This window comes from Pseudanabaena sp. PCC 9330, assembly GCF_055795045.1.
On record NZ_JAYFES010000120.1, the window covers coordinates 1 to 20418 of the forward strand.

Below are 20418 nucleotides of genomic sequence, written 5' to 3' on the forward strand. Positions count from 1 at the left end.
AACGGCGAAGTGCTGCCCTGGTAGCTTAAGACGCTCACAAAACCCCGATTCGGCAAGGCAAACAACCGTTTGCCCTGCCGAATCGGGGGCATACAAGGAGGATTTGGTATCACTTGTTCACCCAGGGAGTATCCCAAGGGCTACCACCGACTTCTAGCCCGGCCTGGGTACTGCTAGCCGCTACCACTAACTCCAGCTTGCCTTCCCGCTTTTGCCACAGGTTGAGGTTGAGGTTGCCCTGGGTCGTATCGCGACAGCGAAAGACCATGCCCTCGTGGCTCGGCACGCGCACTAGTGTACCCGAGTGAGCGGTGGTGCCAGTGACTTCAACCACGTAATTGAGAGTTTCACTGCGCATGTGCCAGTAGCCCCACGGCTCTACCTGCCAGCTCACCCGCGCATTCCACGGCACAAATTCGTAGAACTGATCTCGATAGTGGATGCCCACCATGGCCACCGACTCCAGCCAAGTCAGCACCTGGCGGCGCGCACCCACGGCGGTAAAGGCGAGGTCGGGCACACCCTCAAAGGCATTGCAGTTGAGCCAAAACCACTTTTGAGGGAACGATCGCCCCCAGTTTTTCTCGCTGTAGGCAGGCGCATGGGCAAATTCGTAGCGCTGGCCCCGCCACTCGACCCACCCGGTGGCGTGGCCATGGGCCATCAGAATCTGCCAGCCCGGCTCAAAAATTTGCAGACTAGAGAGCAGCCCAGCGGTAGATTGCTGGGGGTTGCCCCTGCTGGCCCAGCCGTAGATCGGCTCAGTATGGTATTCCCAAGCCACCGGGCCAAATGCGGGGTCGTTTAAATAGCCCTGATGCCAGGTGGCAGTAACCTGGTAGCCCTCAGCAACGGTGCCCTGAAATTCTGACGATGACAGCAGCCGGGGTTGCTGTCGTCGGGGCCCAGCATGCTGGGCCCCGGCATTTTTGCCTGCCCTAGGGGATTGCCCCCGCCAGTGCCCGAGGCCTAGCCCCTCCCGCCACGCCCAGAACAGCTCCACATCAGGGAACGACCGGCAAACGTACCCATCCTCTGGGCCAAGAATCTGGGCTGAGCCGCCGCTGTGGGCATAGCCCCCGCCGGGGTCTTCGATGGAGTACATGAAGGCAAAGGTCTGCCCAATATCGGGGATTGTGACCCGAAAGTACCAGCCTTCAAAGAAGCGTCCGGCACTGTCATTCCAGTGGTAGCCGCTGTGGGGAGTTTGGAGGGGGTGAAGCATGGGTTATTCCTCGACCCAGCGAGGAACGTACTGCCAGCTATCGCGGATTTCGTCGCGGTAGCGCTGGTGCCCCGACAGCTTTTTCTCTACCAGCTGCCAAAACGCCTTGGAGTGGTTCATGTGCATGGTGTGGCACAGCTCGTGGACAAACACATAGTGCACCAGCTCTGGCGGCAAAAACAGCAGCTTGTAGTTGAGACTGATGTCTTTGTTGCTAGAGCAGCTGGCCCAGCGGGTCTTTTGACCGCGAATCGACACTCGGCCAAAGGGCAGCTTGACCACAAAGCTCAGCTCCCGCAGCCAGGGGGCAAACTCGGCTCGGGCCTTGCGGCTGAGCCACTGGCGCAGCAGAGCGGCGCAGGCGGCGCTGTCGTCTATGGGGCCGCGCAGCAGCAGGGTTTGGGGGGCGCTCTGGGTTAGCGACAGGCTGCGGGTAGAGGCGGTCTGGTAGTTAACCTGCCAGGTTTGGTGACGCGATCGCACCTCGATCTGCCCCGGCTTTTCTTCAAAGTGCTCGTCGGCTAGGGTGGCGGTTTGGTGGGCTAGGCGCTGGCGCGATCGCCACAGCCAGTCCCGCCGTCGATGCAGCAGATCGGGCACCTGACCGTGGTCAAAGCCGGGGGGCACCACCACCTCGATCTCACCGTTGAGGTGCACCTTCAGCGAGACGTGGCGGGCGCGGGCGCTTTCTCGAATGCGGTATTCAGGCAGATCCGCCGGGGCGGAGGCAAAAAGCTGGAGCTGTTCAGACGATTCAGCCATGGAGCGGCAAGAACGCACTATATAGATAGAGGTCATCCAAACCCAACCGGGCCAAGGCCCACAAGGAAGCTGTGCCCGTGGGTAAACTACAACTCCTGAGCCGGATTTGGTATGGCTTGTTCTATCCTACGGCTCTCCAGAAAAGAGAGCAAAAGTTCCTGATGGGGTGTGCCCATGGGGCGGTCCTCCCCAGCGCGATCAGAGAAGCGTTTGCCTTGGTGAATCTCGTCTACAGTCCACAGCCCTAGGTCTAAACCCTCCGTCAGCACCAAGCTCTCTACTGGCACCACCAGCGGCCCGTGGTACACATGGCGAACGACGGTCTCTGATTCTGATCGTTTAAATAGACTTAACTGCGGTGCGTCGTAGCCGATCTCTTCGCGCAGCTCTCGGTAGACAGCGGTATCGGGGGTTTCGCCTGGGTCTAGATGACCGCCAAAGAAGCCCCAATGGCCAGGCCAGGCAATGGTGGGAATGTCGTCGCGAAGCTGGAGCAAGAAGCGATCGCCTTGGTAGAGAATGGCGATCGCCACCTCAGGTTTTGTGGTCATAGGGGTAATTGCGATAAAAGCCGTTGACCCTACCAGCTTCGCCCATCGATATAGATTAGAGCTAGAGCACTGGCGCTCTAGCTCAGCGGGTTAGCTCGATCGCCTGGCGCTATTGGCATAGGGCTACTGGTAGTAGCGCTGGTCAATCCACGCCCGTAGCTCCTGTTCGGTGCCAAAGGTGCGGCGCTGCTGGGTGACTGGGTCGTAGGCGACCAGCCGGGGGTGACCGCTGCGATCGCGCCTGACGGTCACCCGCAGATCGGTAGATCCGCAAAGGTAAGTCAGTAGACCACTGGCTACTGGGCCAAGACGGGCCTTGGCCACCGCCCAAGCCCGACCCAGAGAGTAATCGGTCTGGGTGGGTTGAGCGGGCAGATCTTGAATGAGCTCAAGATGAGCGTACAAACTGTTGGGTTTCATGGGGGCTGTCCTGCATGTAAACGGCATTTGCCAAAGGGAACAGCACGAATCGATTCGGCATAGCTCAAGTTTCGGGCCTCTGCCCCTACCGGAACAGAGGCAGTTAGCGTAAATTGTTTTGGTAACAGTTCAATTTTTCCAGACTGTTCCGGTCGTTGCCTCCCAAAACTGTTCCGATTGCCGCTCAGTCTCCAAGCCTTCCATCTCCTTCACTGCCCTATCCCCCTCACCGCCCCATTCCTCACCTATGGCCCTCTCCCCCATCGCCCTCTCCCCCAACCAGGTGCTCTACGAGCAGGTAGCCGATCGCCTACAGACCCTCATTACCGACGGCACCCTCCAACCGGGCGATCGGCTGCCGTCGGTGCGCAAACTGCGATCGCAGCTCTCGGTCAGCACCTCCACCGTGATGGAAGCCTATCGCCTGCTCGAAGACCGGGGGCTGATTGTGGTACGGCCCCAGTCGGGCTACTACGTCAAACAGGGGGTTCTACCGCTGCCCCAGGAGCCTGCCCCCACCGCGCCGCCCCGCCAGGCCACCAATATTGACATCTCTCTGGCTTTCGAGGTCATCAGCCTGATGCGCGATCCAGGGCTGATTCAGCTGGGAGCGGCGCTGCCGGCCCTAGAGCATCTGCCCCTGGCCCAGCTCAACCGGCTGATGGGTAAAGTGCTGCGAGACAACTCTCTCCTGGCCCATGCCTACGGCACACCCCTGGGGGTGTCAGAGCTGCGGGCTGAGCTGGCCAAGCGTATGCTCGACGCGGGCTGCTCGGTACATCCCGACCAGCTGGTGATCACCAACGGGGCCAACGAGGCCATCTACTTTTGTCTCCAGGCTCTGACCCAGCCCGGAGATACGGTGGCGATCGAGTCACCCACCTACTTTGCCTCCCTAGAGGCGCTGAAATGTCTGGGGCTCAAGGCGCTCACCCTGCCCACCCACCCCCGCGACGGCCTCAGCCTGCCTCACCTAGAAGAGGCGCTGCAAACCGGCCAAGTTAAGGTGGTACTGCTGGTGTCTAACTTCAGCAACCCCCTGGGCAGCTGCATGGACGATGCCAAGAAAAAATGCTTAGTCGATCTGCTTAACCGTTACCACACCCCCTTAGTCGAAGACGATGTCTACGGCGATCTGTGCTTTGAAGGCACTCGCCCCAAGGCCATCAAGGCCTTTGATACCGAAAACCGGGTGCTCTACTGCGCCTCGGTGAGCAAAACTCTGTCACCGGGGTTGCGGGTGGGCTGGTGCGCTGGTGGGCGCTACCACGCCGACATTGCCCGCATGAAGTCGATTTTGAACCAAAACACGGCCATGGCCCCCCAGCTCACGGTGGCGGCCTTTTTAGCCAACGGCGGCTACGATCGCCACCTGCGCCACCTGCGCCGCACCTACCACGAGCAAATGCTGCGTATGCAGCAGGCCGTGCGCGACCACTTTCCAGCCGAAACCTGCATGACCCGTCCCAGCGGTGGCCATGTGCTCTGGCTCGAAATGCCCGAGGGCTTTGACTCGATGCGCCTATATAAAGAGGCGCTGGGGCAGGGCATTGCGATCGCCCCAGGGATCATGTTCTCCGCCTCGGGCCAGTGTTACGGCAACTGCTTTCGGCTCAACACCGCCGTGCCCTGGTCAGATACCGTCGAGCAGGCCATGCAAACCCTCGGCAAGCTGATCAAAACGCAGCTGGCCGAAAATTTTTTGCGCGAAGGGTAGGGGTGATACGCCATAGACTACTTAGTAAAAGGCTACGTAGCCTTTTAGAGAATTTAGCCTTTTAGAGAATTTTTTAAAGAGTAACGCTACTGTACGGCTAGATACGGGTAGGCGATCGCCCCTTCTCCCTACCGCCCCGATCCTCGCCCTTCGTAAGGCTCGGCAAATCCATTGAACTTACCCACCCCACTGCCGCTGTAGATGCAAATAGCTCTGGCCATGATTGATGCCTCCTGATTGGTCATGCCCCTAACTACAGCAGCAGATTCTCTAATTTCGGAAGCTTTAGATCCTCTGAAACCCGCCAAAGATCAAGCAACGAGCCTTGATTGTTAACATCAATTAACAAAAAGATGGCTTAACTGCCAATTTGGAGATGCCGAGCCGATTGTTTATTGAGTTTTGTTAATAGAACGCCCTGTTAGAGATCAATTTTGCGATCGGAGTATTTCCAGAAAGCCCGCAGATCAAGGGATTCCGCAGATTGAATTATTGTTAACCTCCGTCAAAAAGCGTCAAATTGCGAGACTATAATGCTCAAGAGCAATCACCGTCTTAGTATCGGTTGTGCCTGCGGGCCATTGTGACCACGGGTACAGTTCAGCTAAAGCGATTGATTCTTGTATTGCTTTGTCTAGAGAGAGGAGAGTCTCCATGACAACTACCCCGCGCGAGCGGGAGGCGAAAGCTAAAGTTGTTGTTGATAAGGATCCGGTTCCTACTTCATTTGAGAAGTGGGGCAAGCCCGGTCACTTTGATCGCACTTTGGCTAAGGGCCCCAAAACCACCACTTGGATTTGGAACCTTCACGCCGACGCTCACGATTTCGATAGTCATACCAGTGACCTAGAAGACATCTCGCGCAAAATCTTTAGTGCGCACTTCGGTCACCTAGCCGTCGTCTTTATCTGGCTTAGCGGCATGTATTTCCATGGCGCTAAGTTTTCCAACTTCGAAGCCTGGATGACCAACCCCACGGGCATCAAGCCCAGCGCCCAGGTGGTCTGGCCGATCTTCGGTCAAGAGATCCTCAACGCCGATGTGGGTGGTGGTTTCCAGGGTATTCAAATCACCTCTGGCCTGTTCCAGATGTGGCGCGCCTCTGGCTTTACCAATGGCTTCCAGCTCTACTGCACCGCTATTGGCGCACTGGTAATGGCGGGCCTGATGCTGTTTGCTGGCTGGTTCCACTACCACAAGGCCGCTCCCAAGCTGGAGTGGTTCCAAAACGTGGAATCGATGATGAACCACCACCTGGCTGGCCTGCTCGGTCTGGGCTGCCTCAGCTGGGCCGGTCACCAAATTCACGTGGCGCTGCCCGTTAATAAGCTGCTGGATGCTGGCGTGGCTCCGCAGGATATCCCCCTGCCCCACGAGTTCATCCTGAATAAAAGCCTGATGGCTGATCTGTACCCCAGCTTTGCTGAGGGCCTGAAGCCCTTCTTTACCCTCAACTGGGGTGTGTACGCCGACTTCCTCACCTTCAAGGGTGGTATCAATCCTGTGACTGGCGGCCTCTGGCTGTCTGACACGGCTCACCACCACCTAGCGCTAGCCGTGCTCTTCATTGTTGCGGGTCATATGTACCGCACCAACTGGGGCATCGGCCACAGCATGAAGGAGATTTTGGAAGGCCACAAAGGCGATCCTCTGCTCTTTGGTGGCAAGGGCCACGATGGCCTGTACGAGAACCTGACCACCTCCTGGCATGCCCAGCTGGCGGTTAACCTGGCCATCCTCGGTTCCATCACCATCATCGTGGCGCAGCACATGTACGCCATGCCGCCCTATCCGTACATCGCGACGGATTACCCCACTCAGCTGTCGCTGTTTACCCACCACATGTGGATTGGCGCCTTCTTGATCGTGGGGGCCGGTGCCCACGCCTCCATCTTTATGGTGCGTGACTACGATCCGGCGGTGAATGTCGACAACGCGCTCGATCGCATGCTGCGTTCCCGCGATGCCATCATTTCTCACCTCAACTGGGTGTGTATTTTCCTCGGCTTCCACAGCTTTGGTCTGTACATTCACAACGACACCATGCGCGCCCTGGGCCGCCCCCAGGACATGTTCTCTGACACCGCCATTAACCTGCAACCGGTCTTTGCCCAGTGGGTGCAAGGGTTCCATGCAGCGGCGGCAGGGGGCACTGCACCCAACGCCCTGGCTGGGGTTAGCCCCATCTTTGGTGGCGATGTCGTCGCTGTGGCTGGCAAGGTGGCGATGATGCCCATGACCCTCGGCACCGCCGACTTCATGGTGCACCACATCCACGCCTTCACCATCCACGTGACCGCGCTAATTCTGCTCAAAGGCGTGCTGTACGCCCGCAGCTCTCGGCTTGTACCCGACAAAGGCGAACTGGGCTTCCGGTTCCCCTGCGACGGGCCTGGTCGGGGCGGCACCTGTCAGGTTTCCGGTTGGGACCACGTGTTCCTGGGCCTGTTCTGGATGTACAACTCGATCTCGATTGTAATTTTCCACTTCAGCTGGAAGATGCAGTCCGACATTTGGGGCACAGTGAGCCCCGATGGCACGGTGAGTCACATCACCGGCGGTAACTTCGCCCAAAGTGCGATCACCATTAACGGCTGGCTGCGCGACTTCCTGTGGGCTCAGGCCTCTCAGGTGATCGGCTCCTACGGTTCGGCTCTGTCGGCCTACGGTCTGCTGTTCTTGGGTGCCCACTTTGTTTGGGCCTTTAGCCTGATGTTCCTGTTCAGTGGCCGCGGCTACTGGCAAGAGCTGATTGAGTCCATCGTTTGGGCTCACAGCAAGCTGAAGGTGGCTCCCGCTATTCAGCCTCGCGCTCTGAGCATTACTCAGGGTCGGGCTGTGGGTGTGGCCCACTACCTCCTCGGGGGTATCGCCACCACCTGGGCCTTCTTCCTGGCTCGAATTATCGCGGTGGGCTAGGTTTCTCGTCATGGAATCTCCTGGGGGCGCAGGGCGCACAGCAGTGCACCCCTACGCCCCTACATACCGCACTCATGACTCAAATGTCGTACTAGAATCCTTTTTGATTCATGGCAACTAAATTCCCCAAATTTAGCCAGGACTTGGCCCAAGATCCGACCACACGGCGGATCTGGTACGGGATTGCCACCGCCCACGACTTTGAAAGCCACGACGGCATGACGGAGGAGAATCTTTACCAGAAGATTTTCGCCTCCCACTTTGGCCACCTGGCAATCATCTTTCTGTGGACTTCGGGCAACCTGTTCCACGTCGCCTGGCAAGGCAACTTTGAACAGTGGATCAAAGATCCGCTCAACGTCAAACCCATCGCCCACGCGATTTGGGATCCTCACTTTGGCCAGCCTGCGGTAGATGCTTTCTCCCAAGCTGGTTCCTCGACCCCGGTTAACGTGGCATTCTCCGGTGTTTACCACTGGTGGTACACCATCGGTATGCGCACCAACAGCGAGCTCTATGCTGGTGCCGTGTTTCTGCTGATTGTGTCGGCCATTCTCCTGTTTGCAGGCTGGCTGCACCTTCAGCCCAAGTTTCGCCCCAGCCTCTCCTGGTTTAAAAACGCCGAGTCTCGCCTCAACCACCACCTGGCTGGTCTGTTTGGCGTCAGCTCTCTGGCCTGGACCGGGCACCTGGTGCACGTGGCGATTCCCGAAGCTCGCGGCGTTCACGTCGGTTGGGACAACTTCCTCTCTGTGAAGCCCCACCCCGAAGGCTTGATGCCTTTCTTCACCGGTAACTGGGGTGTCTACGCCCAAAACCCCGACACCTCTAGCCATATCTTTGGTACGGCGACCGGGTCTGGGACGGCGATTCTCACCTTCCTGGGTGGGTTTCATCCCCAAACCGAAGCCCTCTGGCTGACGGACATTGCCCACCACCACCTGGCGATCGCGGTGATCTTTATCATCGCCGGGCACATGTACCGCACCAACTTCGGCATTGGCCACAGCATCAAGGAAATCTTGAATGCTCACAAGCCTCCTGCAGGCGGTCTGGGTGAAGGGCACAAGGGTCTCTACGACACCTTGAACAACTCCCTCCACTTCCAGCTGGCGCTGGCCCTGGCTAGCCTCGGTGTGGTCACCTCCCTGGTAGCGCAGCACATGTATGCGCTGCCCTCCTACGCCTTCATCGCGAAGGATTACACCACCCAGGCGGCGCTCTACACCCACCACCAGTACATCGCTGGGTTCATCATGGTGGGGGCCTTTGCCCACGGCGCGATCTTCTTGATCCGCGACTACGACCCCGTTGCCAACAAGAACAACGTCCTCGACCGCGTTCTGCAACACAAAGAAGCGATCATCTCGCACCTGAGCTGGGTGTCGCTGTTCCTGGGCTTCCACACCCTGGGTCTGTACGTCCACAACGACGTGGTGGTGGCCTTTGGCACCCCCGAAAAGCAGATTCTGGTCGAGCCCGTGTTTGCCCAGTGGGTGCAAGCTGCCTCGGGCAAGCTGCTCTACGGCTTTGACACGTTGCTGTCGAACCCCGACAGCGTGACTCAGACCGCCAACGCCGTCTGGCTGCCCGGCTGGTTTGAGGCCATTAACAGCAACGCTAACTCGCTGTTTCTGACCATTGGCCCTGGCGACTTCCTGGTTCACCATGCGATCGCCCTGGGTCTGCACACCACCACCCTGATCTTGGTCAAGGGTGCTCTGGATGCGCGCGGCTCTAAGCTGATGCCCGACAAAAAGGACTTTGGCTACAGCTTCCCCTGCGACGGCCCTGGCCGTGGCGGCACCTGTGACATCTCCGCGTGGGATTCGTTCTACCTGGCAATGTTCTGGATGCTGAACACCATCGGCTGGACTACCTTCTACTGGCACTGGAAGCATCTCGCTATCTGGTCTGGGAACGTGGCTCAGTTCAATGAGTCGTCGAACTACCTGATGGGCTGGCTGCGCGACTACCTGTGGCTCAACAGCTCTCAGCTAATCAACGGCTACAACCCCTACGGCATGAACAATCTCGCCGTCTGGGCCTGGATGTTCCTCTTTGGGCACCTGGTTTGGGCCACCGGCTTTATGTTCTTGATCTCCTGGCGGGGTTACTGGCAAGAGCTGATCGAGACCATCGTTTGGGCGCACGAGCGCACTCCTCTGGCGAACCTGGTTCGCTGGAAGGACAAGCCCGTTGCCCTGTCGATTGTGCAGGCTCGGGTGGTGGGTCTGGCTCACTTCACTGTGGGTTACATCCTCACCTATGCGGCCTTCCTGATAGCTTCGACGTCAAGCCGCTTTGGCTAGGTTGGGCTAGTTAGGTAAATCCTTCAAAACTCCTCGGTGCATTGCTCCGGGGAGTTTTGTTTTGTGGCACTCGTACTATGCCCCATTGCCCTGAAAGTTAAGCTAAAGAAAAGTCAGGCCGAGACAGCTATGAGTGCTGAAAAAATCGCCTAATTCAACGCATCGATCGCCTGCGCCTATAAAAAGCAATCAAAGTCAGCTCCATTGCAAAATAGGGCCAGGAATAACTCCTGGCCCTATTTTGCAACTGTCTATTGGATTGCACTTACTTGGTAAATGCGATCGCGCCTCAAACGAATGCCGACGCTGCTCTGCTTAAATCTGCCCAACGCCTTTGCCGCGTTGATCAGACCCGCTCGTCACCTTGCCGCTTTCGTCGGTTTGGTTGATTTCCTGCAAATCAGCTTTGCGCTGCGCCTTTTCTGCCTCCATTTCTTCTCGCAGGTCGCCGGGTTCATTGATGTACATCTCAGGCTCAACGGGGTAGTTATTTGCTAGCCCTTCTTGGTCTACGGTAGCACCGGCAGCGGTGTCGATCGAATCTCCTAGATCTTTTTCGTTTACCTGCTTGTATCCAGATTCCTCACGCTCTTTGCGCGCGGCAGTTTCAGCGGGAACCATATGAGGATCGTAATTGTCGCTTTCAACTCGGGAGTTAGCCATAGTGCCTCCATTGAGAATAGTGAATAGCCTCAGGCGTGGTGCAAATATGCAGTCCGCTAGTGCTTAACACAACCATAGACGCCCCTCTTGTTGCCCACGTCTATCAGCAGTACGACCCTCATCTATACCTTTCAGAGGAAATTTGCCTGACCAAAAACCTCACTGAGAGCTAGTACCCCTTGAAGGTAAGCGCCTTCCCCCTGTCTTATAGACAACAGCCGCCTGCTTGTAGTATGTTGTATTACGGATGAGGTCTGAGCCTTTCACCGGCTTGGCCGAGGGTATCAACGGAAATAAATGCGGAGCAAAGCCCGGAATTTGACCCACCTGGGTCAAAGCTGTGGTCTAAATCCTGAACTGAGACCAGAGCTTTTCAGAAGTTTTCCCCCTCGTGCAGACCGGACATATGTTTCATGCTGCTAGGTGTGTCCCTGGTTGCCCATTTATCTACAGGTGCGTAGCCATGACTGTATCTACCCTCACCCCGCCCAGTGTGCAGTGTCCTCAGTGCGGCAGCCATAGCATCGTTGAGTATAAGCCCACGGTCTATCACTGCCTCAAGTGCGACTTTGAAAAAGACCTCAGCGTATCCCCGCCAGACGATCTAGGGCTGGGGTCAGTCATCCTAGGCCTGCTGTCTGGCTTGGGCATTATGCTGGTACTGCTGTAGGCTTGATAGTGCAAATGCACCACAGTATCATAGGGGGGCTGCCCCTAAGGCTCCCCTATGGCGATTGTTTCTTCCCACACGTCCGACGACTCAGGCCAGATGCAGGCTGCCAAGGCTAAGCAGGCTAAGGCGAAACCGTCGACCCCGATCGCCCCAGTAGAGACTGCGGCAGAGCCATTGCTCTCTTTGGTCAAGGGTGGCGATGCTCAGCCCGACGATATCGACGCAGAGCTGTCTGCCACATCTGGGGTTTTGGCCGTAGAAGACAGCCTGCGCCCCCAGCGGCTGCAAGACTATATCGGCCAGGCGGCACTGAAGGAAGTGCTCGACATTGCCATTAAAGCTGCTCAGTCGCGCAAAGAGCCCCTTGATCACCTGCTGCTCTACGGGCCGCCTGGTCTGGGCAAAACCACCATGGCCCTGATTTTGGCCCAAGAGATGGGCGTAGTCTGCAAAATTACCACTGCTCCTGCCCTAGAGCGCCCCCGCGACATTGCCGGGCTGCTGGTCAACCTCAAGCCCGGCGACGTGCTGTTCATCGATGAGATTCACCGCTTGCCTCGGGTTACCGAAGAAATTCTCTACCCAGCCATGGAGGACTCGCGCTTAGATATCACCATTGGCAAGGGGCAGTCGGCCCGCACCCGCAGCATTCCCCTCTGCCCGTTTACTTTGGTGGGGGCAACTACTCGGGTGGGGGCCTTGAGTTCGCCTCTGCGCGATCGCTTTGGCCTGATCCAGCGGTTGCGCTTCTACGAAATTGACGAGCTTACCCCCATCGTGCTGCGTACCGCTGATGTGCTCAAAACTCCGGTCGAGCCCGACGGGGCTGAAGCCATTGCCCGCCGTGCTCGGGGCACCCCCCGCATTGCCAACCGGCTGCTGCGCCGGGTGCGCGACTACGCCCAGGTCAAAGCTGCTGGCCCCATCACCGCCGCCCTGGCCGCCGAAGCGCTAGAGCTTTTTAACGTCGACCCCTGCGGTCTCGACTGGACCGATCGCCGTTTGCTGTCGGTGATGATCGAAAACTTTGGCGGTGGCCCCGTAGGACTCGATACCATGGCCGCTGCCACCGGCGAAGACCCACAAACCATCGAAGAAGTTTACGAGCCCTACCTATTGCAGATTGGCTATCTGCAACGCACCCCCCGAGGTCGCATGGTCACCCCTGCTGCCCGCCGCCATCTAGGCTACGAGGCAACTGCCGAAGATGGCAGCCAACTTCCCCTGCTGTGATTAGTAGGAGAAGTTGGGCGTCCATCCACGCGATCGCCCATCCTTAGGCGATCTGACTATTTAAGGTCGCGATCGCTGCCGCGTCTCCTGGCAAGTCGATGATGGCCTGCATCAGATTGGTCTGGTTGAGGTTGGCGCCAGATAGGTCGGTGCCCAGCAGGTTAGTGCCCAGCAGATTGGCCCCAGACAAGTCGGCATCGGCCAAGCAGGCTCCCCAGAGGTCGGCCTGCATCAGGTTGGCCCCGGCCAAATTGGCCCCCCGCAGGTCAACCCCAGTCAGCCTGGCACCGCTCAAGTCGACCCCCCACAGTGAGACCCCAGGGGCCAGGCGATGCAGCGATGTGGGTAGCTCAAACCCGCGCGGAAACTGGGTGCTGTCAGAATAGAGTGCCCCGTCGAGATAGGCACCAGCTAGCTGACAGTTGCGCAGGTTGGCCCCGACCAAATTGGCCCGGCGCAGATCGGCCTGGCGCAGGTCAGCCCCTCGCAGGTCGGCTAGCATGAGAGTGGCCTGGCGCAGGTCGGCGTAGCGCAGGTCGCTGTCGCTCAGCAGGGCGCTGAGCAGATTGGCCTGCCTTAGCACCGCCCCAAACAGTTGGCTGTTGACCAACAGCGCCCCGCTCAGGTCAGCGCCGCTCAAATCAGTGCCGCCCAGGTCGCGATCGCGCAGATCTTGGGTCGCTAGGGGTGCCCCTGGTTTGAGGCTCACCATGCGTGCCTCCACCGGGCAAAACTCTTGGGGGAAGAGGGTTTTAGGGTTATATAGTGCGCCTTCCAGGCGGGCTTCTTTGAGGTCAGCTCCGGTCAAAACAGCCTCGCGCAGGTCAGTCCAGCGCAGGTCAGCTCCGGCCAGGTTGGCGTGACTAAACACCGCTTCTTTGAGATTGGCCCGGCGAAAATTGGCTTTGGTCAGGTCGGCACCGCTAAAGTCGGCACCCCAGAAGTCAACTCGAGCCAGGCTCCAGTGGTTGAGGTCAGCCCCGGCCAGATCGATGCCAGTAAAGTCTCGCTCCCCATCGACAAAGGCTGTCCAGAGGTTTTCTAGCGTTTTGAGAGTCATACCTGTTTTACTCAAAGTTGCTGATCAGTATCGTTAGTCATGGGTCATGTTTTGCCTACCGGGCTCTCACCCCTTAGCCCACTCCAGCCAGGGGATGGCGGGGTCGGCGGGGTCAGGCTGGTGCACCCAGACGACATAGCCGCTGCCGTCGCGGGTGGCGATCGCCCGTTGTCCCCGCCGTTGTAGCTGCTGTACCAGGGTTTGGGTTTTGTCGAAGCTAGGGCGCTGACGATAAAAACAGTAGTACTCTTCTCCCATCTTGATCGCCAGATAGTGAGAGTCTCTGCTGCTTTGAATCTGGTAGATTTCGTGGCTTTCTAGGGGCGTAGACAGCACTGCTGCACTGAGATTCGGGACTTGTCCAAGCGTCGCAGCCGTCGTTTCCCCTAGCAGACGCGACCAGTCTAGGCTGCCACCGTTAGTAGCAGCAGGCTCAGGCGCGCGGACGACATTAGCTGGCGAGTCACTCTCTAAGGCCGAGGGTAGATTGTTCCTCTCGACTGTCAGCACTTGATCGAGCAGATCTTGGTGTCGCTGCATTCGCGACTGTTGCCGCCGCATTACCCCGGCTGTGCCCACGCCAATGGTCACACTCGATAAAATGGCAAAGCCAATGTAGCGAATCGAAAACTCTTTGTGCTGATGGGTCATCAACGCTGAGTCTATCCAGCGTTCAAAAGGGTCGGGCAGTTGCTGAGATAATCGGGTGCTGTTGTCAGAGGCCAGAGGCCAAGTGAGCGCCGCGAATCCGGCACTGGCAGCCAGCAGCGCGGGTAAAACAATTCGGCGAAAGGGAGAGTCATCCATAACAGGGAAACAGTAAGCCAACTAGCTCACTCTCTAGAGAACCTCTCCAAGAATAAGCAAAAGACCGGCAAGAATCTGCGAATTCACGGATGGGACTCTGTAATACTTTGATAAATTCTCAGAGCGTTGTACGTAGTTTTACGGAGTGTTTGGGCCGTGGCTGAGCCCTTCTGGTAAAACCTTCACAGAAATCCTCCGGCCCCTACCGTTTCTTGACAAGAAATCTCCGGAAGCAGGAGACAAACACTGAGTAGTGAAAAGCAACGTTCCTTCTCCGGGTAAAGCCCAGCCTGGTCATGCGGTTGAATATTCTCATCAGCTTGATGGTGCTGATTACAGCGATCGCCCCCGCCGCCCTGCGGGTGGCGCGAGAGCAGCTGACCCGCTACCCGCCTCCCTCCACTAGTGAGGTCTTGGCTACAGAGCGATCGCCGGTGCCCGCCGCAGACCGTCGCTGCCAGCAGTGTGACTTTGCCGGTGCCGATCTCAGTGGCCAAGATCTCAACCGCAAAAACCTGCGTGAGGCCGATCTATCGGCGGCCAACCTCATCGGCACCCAGCTGATCAACGCCGTACTCTACCAGGCCAACCTTCGGCAGGCGACCTTACACCAGGCCAACCTTCAGGGGGCCGACCTCACCCGAGCCCATCTCAGCCAGGCTGACCTCAGCCAGGCCCAAATGCTTCACGCTAGCCTGGGTATGGCTGACCTTACCCAAGCCTCGCTCACCCAAGCAGAGCTGCGCGATGCCGAGCTGTGCTCCGCTCAGCTCCAGGGGGCAGACCTATCCGAAGCCAGTCTCTACGGTGCTATTTTGCGTCAGGCCAATTTGACCAAGGCCGACCTGCGCGGGGCCGATCTGCGCTACGCCGACCTCACCGATGCCGACCTCACCGATGCCAACCTGGCTGGGGCTAGACTAGAGTTTGCCACCATGCCCGACGGCAGTACTTACAACCAGGGCTACATTCAGCCCATCAACCCCTCCCAGGGGTGTGATCCCGTCGCGGCTCTGCCCGATCGCTAGGCTAGAGTCGCGACCGGGGTTACCCTAAGGTGCTGCAGAAAAGCGCTCCATATTTGGCTGCCAAAGGCGAAACCCGCCGGTAAAAGCATTGCGGTTGTGGCCGGGACGGCAGCCTGTCGGCAGTTCCTTGAGCAGCTTTACCTGGCCCCCGCCGATTACGACATCGTCAAGCTCCAGCGCCGTAATAAAGTGGCCTACACAGGTTTCGACGTAGAAGCGCCATTTCTTTTTGCCCAGACGTTCTAAGCCGGGCTTGCCCAGGTAGTACTCATAGGTACCTTTCTTGTAGGGTAAGTGGGCCAGCTCCATCGGCACCACCACCCCTTCGATTACCATCGCTGACCCCAGCCCTGTACCAAGCCCCAAAAACAGCATGGTGCCGCTCTCGTAGCTACCCAGGGCCTGCATCGCGGCATCGTTGATCAGCCGCACTGGGCAACCAAAGGCCACCTCAAAGTCAAACCCCACCCAGCCTGGAGCTAAGTTTTTAGGGTCTTGAACTACATCTCCTTTTTTCACTAACCCTGGATACCCGATCGCTACTCGATCGTAGGCCCAATCTTGAGCCAGATCCTTGACGCCAGCGACCATGGCCTCGGGGGTCATCAGCGGGCCAGAGGGAAACTTGCGGGCTTCGGTCTGCCCTGTGGCCAGAATTTTGACATTACTGCCGCCGATGTCTATTGCCAGTACATTCATAGTCCACCCATAAAAGCGCAACCCAGCGCCTGAGACGACAAGGCGCTGGGCTGATCTTAGGGCGAGAACATCAAACACCCCAGGTTTACCAGGATGACTTTAGAAAGCCAACGGACTATTGGCCGACGGAGCCGTTATCGAAAGTTGACAATGCGGGCAAAACTGTCAGGTTCTAGGCTAGCGCCACCCACTAGAGCCCCGTCGATCTCAGGCTGGGCCATCAGCTCATCGACATTGTTGGGCTTGACCGAGCCACCGTACTGAATCGTGACATCAGGGTTTTTTAGCAGCTTGCGAATGCCCCCAATGACGCGGTTGGCATCGGCGGCTTCACAGGTGTCGCCGGTGCCGATCGCCCAAATCGGTTCATAGGCAATGATCAAGTTGTTCTGATCGACATCTACTAAGCCTTTATCAATTTGAGTGGTAATCACCGACTCGGTTTCGCCCGCATCGCGCTGGCTTTTGGTCTCGCCCACGCAAAGAATAGGGATAAGGCCGCACTTTTGGGCCGCTTGCAGGCGCAGGTTCACGGTTTCATCGGTGTCGGCAAAGTATTGCCGACGCTCGCTGTGGCCTACCACCACGTAGCGCACTCCCAGTTCTCGCAGCATGTCACCTGAGATCTCACCGGTAAAGGCCCCCTCTGGCATCCAGTGAATATTTTGGGCACCCACCTTGATACGAGCCCCGTGCAGGCTCTTAGACAATGCCCCCAGGGCGGTAAATGGCGCGCACAGCACCACTTCGCGGTCGTCTGGGGTCTCGGTCAGTTGCCCCAGGAAATGCCGCAAAAAATCCAGGGTCTCGCCCTGGGTCTTGTACATTTTCCAGTTGCCAGCAATAACAATTTTTCGCACGGTGTTTTGAGGTTAGAGGCTAGTTATACAGACTTGCATCGTACTAATAAAAGAACCCCCGAATCAAATATTGCAGCATGCAACGCTGGCGGTAGGAAAGTGCTAAACATCGGCTGCGCCAGGGCCGAGGGGCTGGCGCCGGTGTCCCCGGACGAGAGGCTGATGGGTTACCGCTACCGGGTAGCGGTGGTGGCATCCTGGGTTTCTTCGCCAAAATAGGCTTCTAGCACCTGTAGCACCATGGGGGCCGCCACCTTGCCGCCGCCGCCGCCGGAGTGCTCGGCAAAGGCCACAATGACGACCTCGGGGTTATCCATGGGGGCGTAGGCACCAAACCAGGCGTGGGAGAGGCCGGGGGGGGCTTCGGCGGTGCCGGTCTTACCGGCAAAGGGGGGAATGTGAGGCACATTTAAGGCTTGGGCTGTGCCGCCAGTGATCACCCGCCGCAGCCCCTGCTGGATCACATCTACGGTGACATCACTCAGTTCGAGAGATTCTTTCCAGTTGCGGTGCTCTTCGTTGTCTTTGAGTAGGTGGGGGGTGACTTTGTAGCCATCGTTGGCGGCGATCGCAAACATGCCCGCCACCTGTATCGGGGTAGCCTGCAAAAACCCCTGACCGATTGACATGTTAATCGCGTCGCCAATCACCCAGGGGGTATCGAGGGCTTCGCGCTTCCAGGCCTCATCGGGCACGAGACCAGCGCTTTCTTCGGCTCCTAGCTCAAGACCAGTCTTGCGACCAAAGCCAAACCGCCGGGTCATCTCAATAAGGGTAGGGCCACCAATGCGCATGGCAATTTGGTAATAAAAGGTATCGGCACTCCAGGCCATGGCCCCGACAAAGCCCAGGGGGCCAAAGCCGGCCCGGTTCCACTCACCAAACTGAACGCCTCCCACCTGTAGGTAGGGGTAGGTGGGCAGTACTGTACCAGGGGCATACTGCCCCGACTCAATCGCCGCCGCCGTGGTGACAATTTTGAAGGTGCTAGCTGGTGGAAACGCCTGGAGTGCTCGGTTTAGAAACGGGTGGTTGGCCCCCTGGAGCTGGGCCCACTGGGCCTCGGTGATGCGGGTGGTAAAGATGTTGGGGTCGTAGGTGGGCCAGCTGGCCATGGCCAAAATAGCCCCGTTGCGAGGATCCATCGCGACGATCGCCCCCTGGCGATCGCCCAGGGCCGCCTCTGCCGCCCGCTGCAATTCAATGTCGATGGTGAGCTGAATGTCTTGCCCAGCTACGGCGGGTTTGTCGCCCAAAATGCTGATGATGCGCCCAGCGCTGTCAACCTCTACCTGTTGGCCCCCCCAAGCGCCGTGGAGGGTGCTCTCAAAAGCTGACTCGGCCCCCATCTGGCCGACCACGTCGCCCAGGCGGTAGCCCTTGTCTCGCCGAGCGGTTAGCTGCTGGTCAGTGAGCTCGCCCGTGTAGCCCAAGACATGGGCAGCTAGGTCGCCGTTGGGGTAGTTGCGCACGGCCTCAGCTTCTAGCCGCACGCCGGGCAGCTCATTGGTGTACTCAGCTAGGGCGGTCGCCTGGGCTGGGCTAATGCCCCGGGCAATGGTGATCGACTCGATCGACTCGTAGCCCGCTTGCGCCAGCCGCTGCTGAATTTCTTCTGGGGGTACCCCCAGCACCTTAGAAAGCCGGTTGATCACCGTGGGCCACTGGTCGCGGGGTAGGGCAATGGGCCAAATCGAGATGGTGTGCGACAGACGGCTACCCGCCAAGATTTTGCCGTTGCGATCGTAGATGGTGCCCCGAGCTGGGCGTTTGGGCACCAGACGAATGCGGTTGCTGTCGGCTAGCTGGCGGTTGCGATCGCCCTCCACCACCTGGAGCTGAAACAGCCGCAGCCCAAAGGCTCCCAGCAACAGCGTCGACACCAACCCCAGCAGCACCACCGCCTGAAAACTGCGGCCTACGGTGCGGCCCCGCAGGGTATCCGGTGCTTGAGGTAAATTTTGGAGCAGAGCCATAGCCGTCTTACCCACGTCCAGAGATGGAGTCTTGCCCGAGGAGGTATGCCAGATTAGCTTCGTATCTAGGTCAATAGCCCAGGCCCAGAGCATTATCTAGGCATTGGCCCGGCCCACCATCAGCCGCGTCCCTCGATCTGAACGTGTGATCTGGACTTAACCTAGCCCTCGCGGCAAAATTAGCCAGTCCCCATTCTATATCTACCTAGAGAACTATGCAGGGAAAGGTTGTCTGGCCCGTGGTGGCGATCAGTCTGCTAGGGGTGGTGGCTTCGGTTGTGGTCTTGGTGCGAGAACAGACCCGCACCTACCGCCTGGTGATGGCCTCGGGCGGCAGCACGGGCGAATATTACGCCTTTAGCCAGGCCTTTGCCACGGTGGTTGCCCGCAACCATCCCAGCATTGCGATCGAGGTGCGTGAAACCGATGGCTCGGTAGAAAATATGGCTCTGTTGGAGAGCCAGCAGGCCCAGCTTGCCCTGGTACAGAGCGATACTCCGGTGCAGCCCCCAGTACAGGCGGTGGCCCTGCTGTTTCCCGAAATGTTTCATCTGCTGGCGCGCACCGAGGCCAATATCAACGGGGTCGGCGACCTGCGCGGCAAGCGGGTGGCCCTGCTACCTGAGGGCAGCGGTTCCTATGCCCTGTTCTGGCCCCTGGCCCAGCACTATGGCCTCACCGCCGAGACCATAACCCCCCTGCCCCTGCCCGCTGCCGAGGCCCACGCTGCCCTGGCCCGCGGGGAGGTAGACGCGCTATTTCGGGTGATTACCCTGGGCAATTCGGCGGTGGCTGACCTGCTACAAACCCCCAACCTTCGCCTGGTGCCCATCGATCAGGTCGATGCTCTGCGGCTGTCATTGCCCTACCTCAACGCCCAGGTGATTCCTAAGGGTACCTACAACGGGAGACAGCCGATTCCCCCTGCTGACCTGCCGGTGGTGGCGGTGAATGCCCTGCTAGTAGCCCATGAAGATCTGCCCGACAAGGTGGTCAATGCTCTGACCAGTACCCTGCACCAACACCGCAACGAGCTAGTGGCGATCTATCCTCGCGCCGCCATGATTCGCCTCGATGCGTCAGACGATCTGGGGTTGCCGATGCACCCAGGGGCTGAGGCCTTTTACCGTCAGGGAGAGCCTGAGTTTTTGGTGGAGTATGCCGAGGCCATGGGGTTTTTGTTGTCGCTGTTGGTGCTGGGCATCTCAGGTATGTGGCAACTGCGATCGTGGCTGCTGGGCAAGCAAAAAAACCGGGCTGACACCTACAACCTGGAAATCTTGGCTCTGATTGACGACATCGACACTGCCCAGACCTTAGATGAACTCAAGACCCTGCGGGAAACTCTTTTCGACATTCTCAAGCGGGTGGTGACAGACCTAGATGTCGATCGCATTACCAGCGAATCCTTTGAGTCGTTTACCTTCCCCTGGGAGATTGCCAATAACAGCATTCGCCACCGCGAGATGGTGCTGCGGGAGCAAGCCACTGCGATCGCCAAAGATGCCTAACG

16 protein-coding genes and 1 pseudogene are annotated in these 20418 nt (G+C 58.4%); 7 read left to right on the top strand and 10 right to left on the bottom strand.

Annotation, left to right across the window (positions count from 1 at the left end; all coding sequences use genetic code 11):
• Positions 1–109: 109 nt before the first annotated feature.
• The 4 genes from AC0QKW_RS24865 to AC0QKW_RS24880 all read right to left on the bottom strand — a co-directional run bounded on the left by AC0QKW_RS24865 (position 110) and on the right by AC0QKW_RS24880 (position 2958).
• Positions 110–1225: a tocopherol cyclase family protein gene (locus AC0QKW_RS24865; RefSeq protein WP_473153810.1), complete on the bottom strand. Its 1116-nt coding sequence runs from the start codon at positions 1223–1225 to the stop codon at positions 110–112.
• 3 nt (positions 1226–1228) lie between these two features.
• A complete protein-coding gene (locus AC0QKW_RS24870; protein ID WP_473153811.1) occupies positions 1229–1987 on the bottom strand; it encodes a M48 family metallopeptidase in 759 nt (252 codons plus the stop codon).
• A gap of 86 nt (positions 1988–2073) precedes the next feature.
• A complete protein-coding gene (locus AC0QKW_RS24875; RefSeq protein ID WP_473153812.1) occupies positions 2074–2538 on the bottom strand; it encodes an NUDIX hydrolase in 465 nt (154 codons plus the stop codon).
• Positions 2539–2661: 123 nt separating this feature from the next.
• On the bottom strand, positions 2662–2958 hold the full coding sequence (locus AC0QKW_RS24880; protein ID WP_473153813.1) for a hypothetical protein: 297 nt from the start codon (positions 2956–2958) through the stop codon (positions 2662–2664).
• Between the two features lie 247 nt (positions 2959–3205).
• On the opposite strand from AC0QKW_RS24880, the gene AC0QKW_RS24885 reads away from it, so the two are divergent.
• The 3 genes from AC0QKW_RS24885 (at position 3206) to psaB (ending at position 9906) form a co-directional block, all read left to right on the top strand.
• Positions 3206–4675, top strand: a complete 1470-nt coding sequence (locus AC0QKW_RS24885; protein WP_473153814.1) for an aminotransferase-like domain-containing protein — start codon at positions 3206–3208, stop codon at positions 4673–4675.
• 654 nt (positions 4676–5329) lie between these two features.
• Positions 5330–7594, top strand: a complete 2265-nt coding sequence (psaA, locus tag AC0QKW_RS24890) for a photosystem I core protein PsaA (RefSeq protein WP_473153815.1) — start codon at positions 5330–5332, stop codon at positions 7592–7594.
• A 110-nt stretch (positions 7595–7704) separates the two neighbouring features.
• The gene (gene psaB / locus AC0QKW_RS24895; RefSeq protein WP_473153816.1) at positions 7705–9906 is read left to right on the top strand and encodes a photosystem I core protein PsaB; all 2202 of its coding nucleotides are present in this window, start codon (positions 7705–7707) and stop codon (positions 9904–9906) included.
• 315 nt (positions 9907–10221) lie between these two features.
• Here the strand turns inward: psaB and AC0QKW_RS24900 are convergent, their stop codons facing one another.
• Positions 10222–10569, bottom strand: coding sequence for a hypothetical protein (locus AC0QKW_RS24900; RefSeq protein WP_473153817.1), 348 nt, complete (start codon positions 10567–10569; stop codon positions 10222–10224).
• Between the two features lie 463 nt (positions 10570–11032).
• Here AC0QKW_RS24900 and AC0QKW_RS24905 point away from each other — a divergent pair, with 463 nt between their 5' ends.
• Together AC0QKW_RS24905 and ruvB are read left to right on the top strand one after the other, a co-directional pair.
• Positions 11033–11239 (top strand): hypothetical protein, encoded by a 207-nt coding sequence (locus tag AC0QKW_RS24905; RefSeq protein ID WP_473153818.1) that lies wholly within the window; start codon positions 11033–11035, stop codon positions 11237–11239.
• 261 nt (positions 11240–11500) lie between these two features.
• A pseudogene (gene ruvB, locus AC0QKW_RS24910) lies at positions 11501–12475 on the top strand (Holliday junction branch migration DNA helicase RuvB); the annotation flags it as partial.
• Positions 12476–12518: 43 nt separating this feature from the next.
• Here the strand turns inward: ruvB and AC0QKW_RS24915 are convergent.
• Together AC0QKW_RS24915 and AC0QKW_RS24920 are read right to left on the bottom strand one after the other, a co-directional pair.
• The gene (locus AC0QKW_RS24915) at positions 12519–13535 is read right to left on the bottom strand and encodes a pentapeptide repeat-containing protein (protein ID WP_473153819.1); all 1017 of its coding nucleotides are present in this window, start codon (positions 13533–13535) and stop codon (positions 12519–12521) included.
• Positions 13536–13601: 66 nt separating this feature from the next.
• Positions 13602–14342 (bottom strand): hypothetical protein, encoded by a 741-nt coding sequence (locus AC0QKW_RS24920; RefSeq protein ID WP_473153820.1) that lies wholly within the window; start codon positions 14340–14342, stop codon positions 13602–13604.
• 302 nt (positions 14343–14644) lie between these two features.
• Here AC0QKW_RS24920 and AC0QKW_RS24925 point away from each other — a divergent pair, with 302 nt between their 5' ends.
• The gene (locus tag AC0QKW_RS24925) at positions 14645–15370 is read left to right on the top strand and encodes a pentapeptide repeat-containing protein (protein WP_473153821.1); all 726 of its coding nucleotides are present in this window, start codon (positions 14645–14647) and stop codon (positions 15368–15370) included.
• Between the two features lie 24 nt (positions 15371–15394).
• Here the strand turns inward: AC0QKW_RS24925 and AC0QKW_RS24930 are convergent, their stop codons facing one another.
• From AC0QKW_RS24930 to mrdA, 3 genes are all read right to left on the bottom strand, one after another.
• Positions 15395–16069, bottom strand: coding sequence for an ROK family protein (locus AC0QKW_RS24930; RefSeq protein WP_473153822.1), 675 nt, complete (start codon positions 16067–16069; stop codon positions 15395–15397).
• A gap of 134 nt (positions 16070–16203) precedes the next feature.
• Complete coding sequence (tpiA, locus tag AC0QKW_RS24935) at positions 16204–16929, bottom strand: triose-phosphate isomerase (RefSeq protein WP_473153823.1); 726 nt, start codon at positions 16927–16929, stop codon at positions 16204–16206.
• Between the two features lie 173 nt (positions 16930–17102).
• Positions 17103–18905 carry a penicillin-binding protein 2 gene (mrdA, locus tag AC0QKW_RS24940; protein WP_473153824.1) on the bottom strand — a complete coding sequence of 601 codons (1803 nt, stop codon included), beginning with the start codon at positions 18903–18905 and terminating at the stop codon, positions 17103–17105.
• Between the two features lie 215 nt (positions 18906–19120).
• On the opposite strand from mrdA, the gene AC0QKW_RS24945 reads away from it, so the two are divergent.
• Positions 19121–20416, top strand: a complete 1296-nt coding sequence (locus AC0QKW_RS24945) for a TAXI family TRAP transporter solute-binding subunit (RefSeq protein WP_473153825.1) — start codon at positions 19121–19123, stop codon at positions 20414–20416.
• Positions 20417–20418 lie beyond the last annotated feature (2 nt).

What these genes read in the sequence shown, in the direction of transcription:
- AC0QKW_RS24865 (WP_473153810.1), bottom strand. Translation starts at nt 1,225, where the DNA reads ATGCTTCACCCCCTCCAAACTCCCCACAGCGGCTACCACTGGAATGAC.
- AC0QKW_RS24870 (WP_473153811.1), bottom strand. Translation starts at nt 1,987, where the DNA reads ATGGCTGAATCGTCTGAACAGCTCCAGCTTTTTGCCTCCGCCCCGGCG.
- AC0QKW_RS24875 (WP_473153812.1), bottom strand. Translation starts at nt 2,538, where the DNA reads ATGACCACAAAACCTGAGGTGGCGATCGCCATTCTCTACCAAGGCGAT.
- AC0QKW_RS24880 (WP_473153813.1), bottom strand. Translation starts at nt 2,958, where the DNA reads ATGAAACCCAACAGTTTGTACGCTCATCTTGAGCTCATTCAAGATCTG.
- AC0QKW_RS24885 (WP_473153814.1), top strand. Translation starts at nt 3,206, where the DNA reads ATGGCCCTCTCCCCCATCGCCCTCTCCCCCAACCAGGTGCTCTACGAG.
- psaA (WP_473153815.1), top strand. Translation starts at nt 5,330, where the DNA reads ATGACAACTACCCCGCGCGAGCGGGAGGCGAAAGCTAAAGTTGTTGTT.
- psaB (WP_473153816.1), top strand. Translation starts at nt 7,705, where the DNA reads ATGGCAACTAAATTCCCCAAATTTAGCCAGGACTTGGCCCAAGATCCG.
- AC0QKW_RS24900 (WP_473153817.1), bottom strand. Translation starts at nt 10,569, where the DNA reads ATGGCTAACTCCCGAGTTGAAAGCGACAATTACGATCCTCATATGGTT.
- AC0QKW_RS24905 (WP_473153818.1), top strand. Translation starts at nt 11,033, where the DNA reads ATGACTGTATCTACCCTCACCCCGCCCAGTGTGCAGTGTCCTCAGTGC.
- AC0QKW_RS24915 (WP_473153819.1), bottom strand. Translation starts at nt 13,535, where the DNA reads ATGACTCTCAAAACGCTAGAAAACCTCTGGACAGCCTTTGTCGATGGG.
- AC0QKW_RS24920 (WP_473153820.1), bottom strand. Translation starts at nt 14,342, where the DNA reads ATGGATGACTCTCCCTTTCGCCGAATTGTTTTACCCGCGCTGCTGGCT.
- AC0QKW_RS24930 (WP_473153822.1), bottom strand. Translation starts at nt 16,069, where the DNA reads ATGAATGTACTGGCAATAGACATCGGCGGCAGTAATGTCAAAATTCTG.
- mrdA (WP_473153824.1), bottom strand. Translation starts at nt 18,905, where the DNA reads ATGGCTCTGCTCCAAAATTTACCTCAAGCACCGGATACCCTGCGGGGC.
- AC0QKW_RS24945 (WP_473153825.1), top strand. Translation starts at nt 19,121, where the DNA reads ATGCAGGGAAAGGTTGTCTGGCCCGTGGTGGCGATCAGTCTGCTAGGG.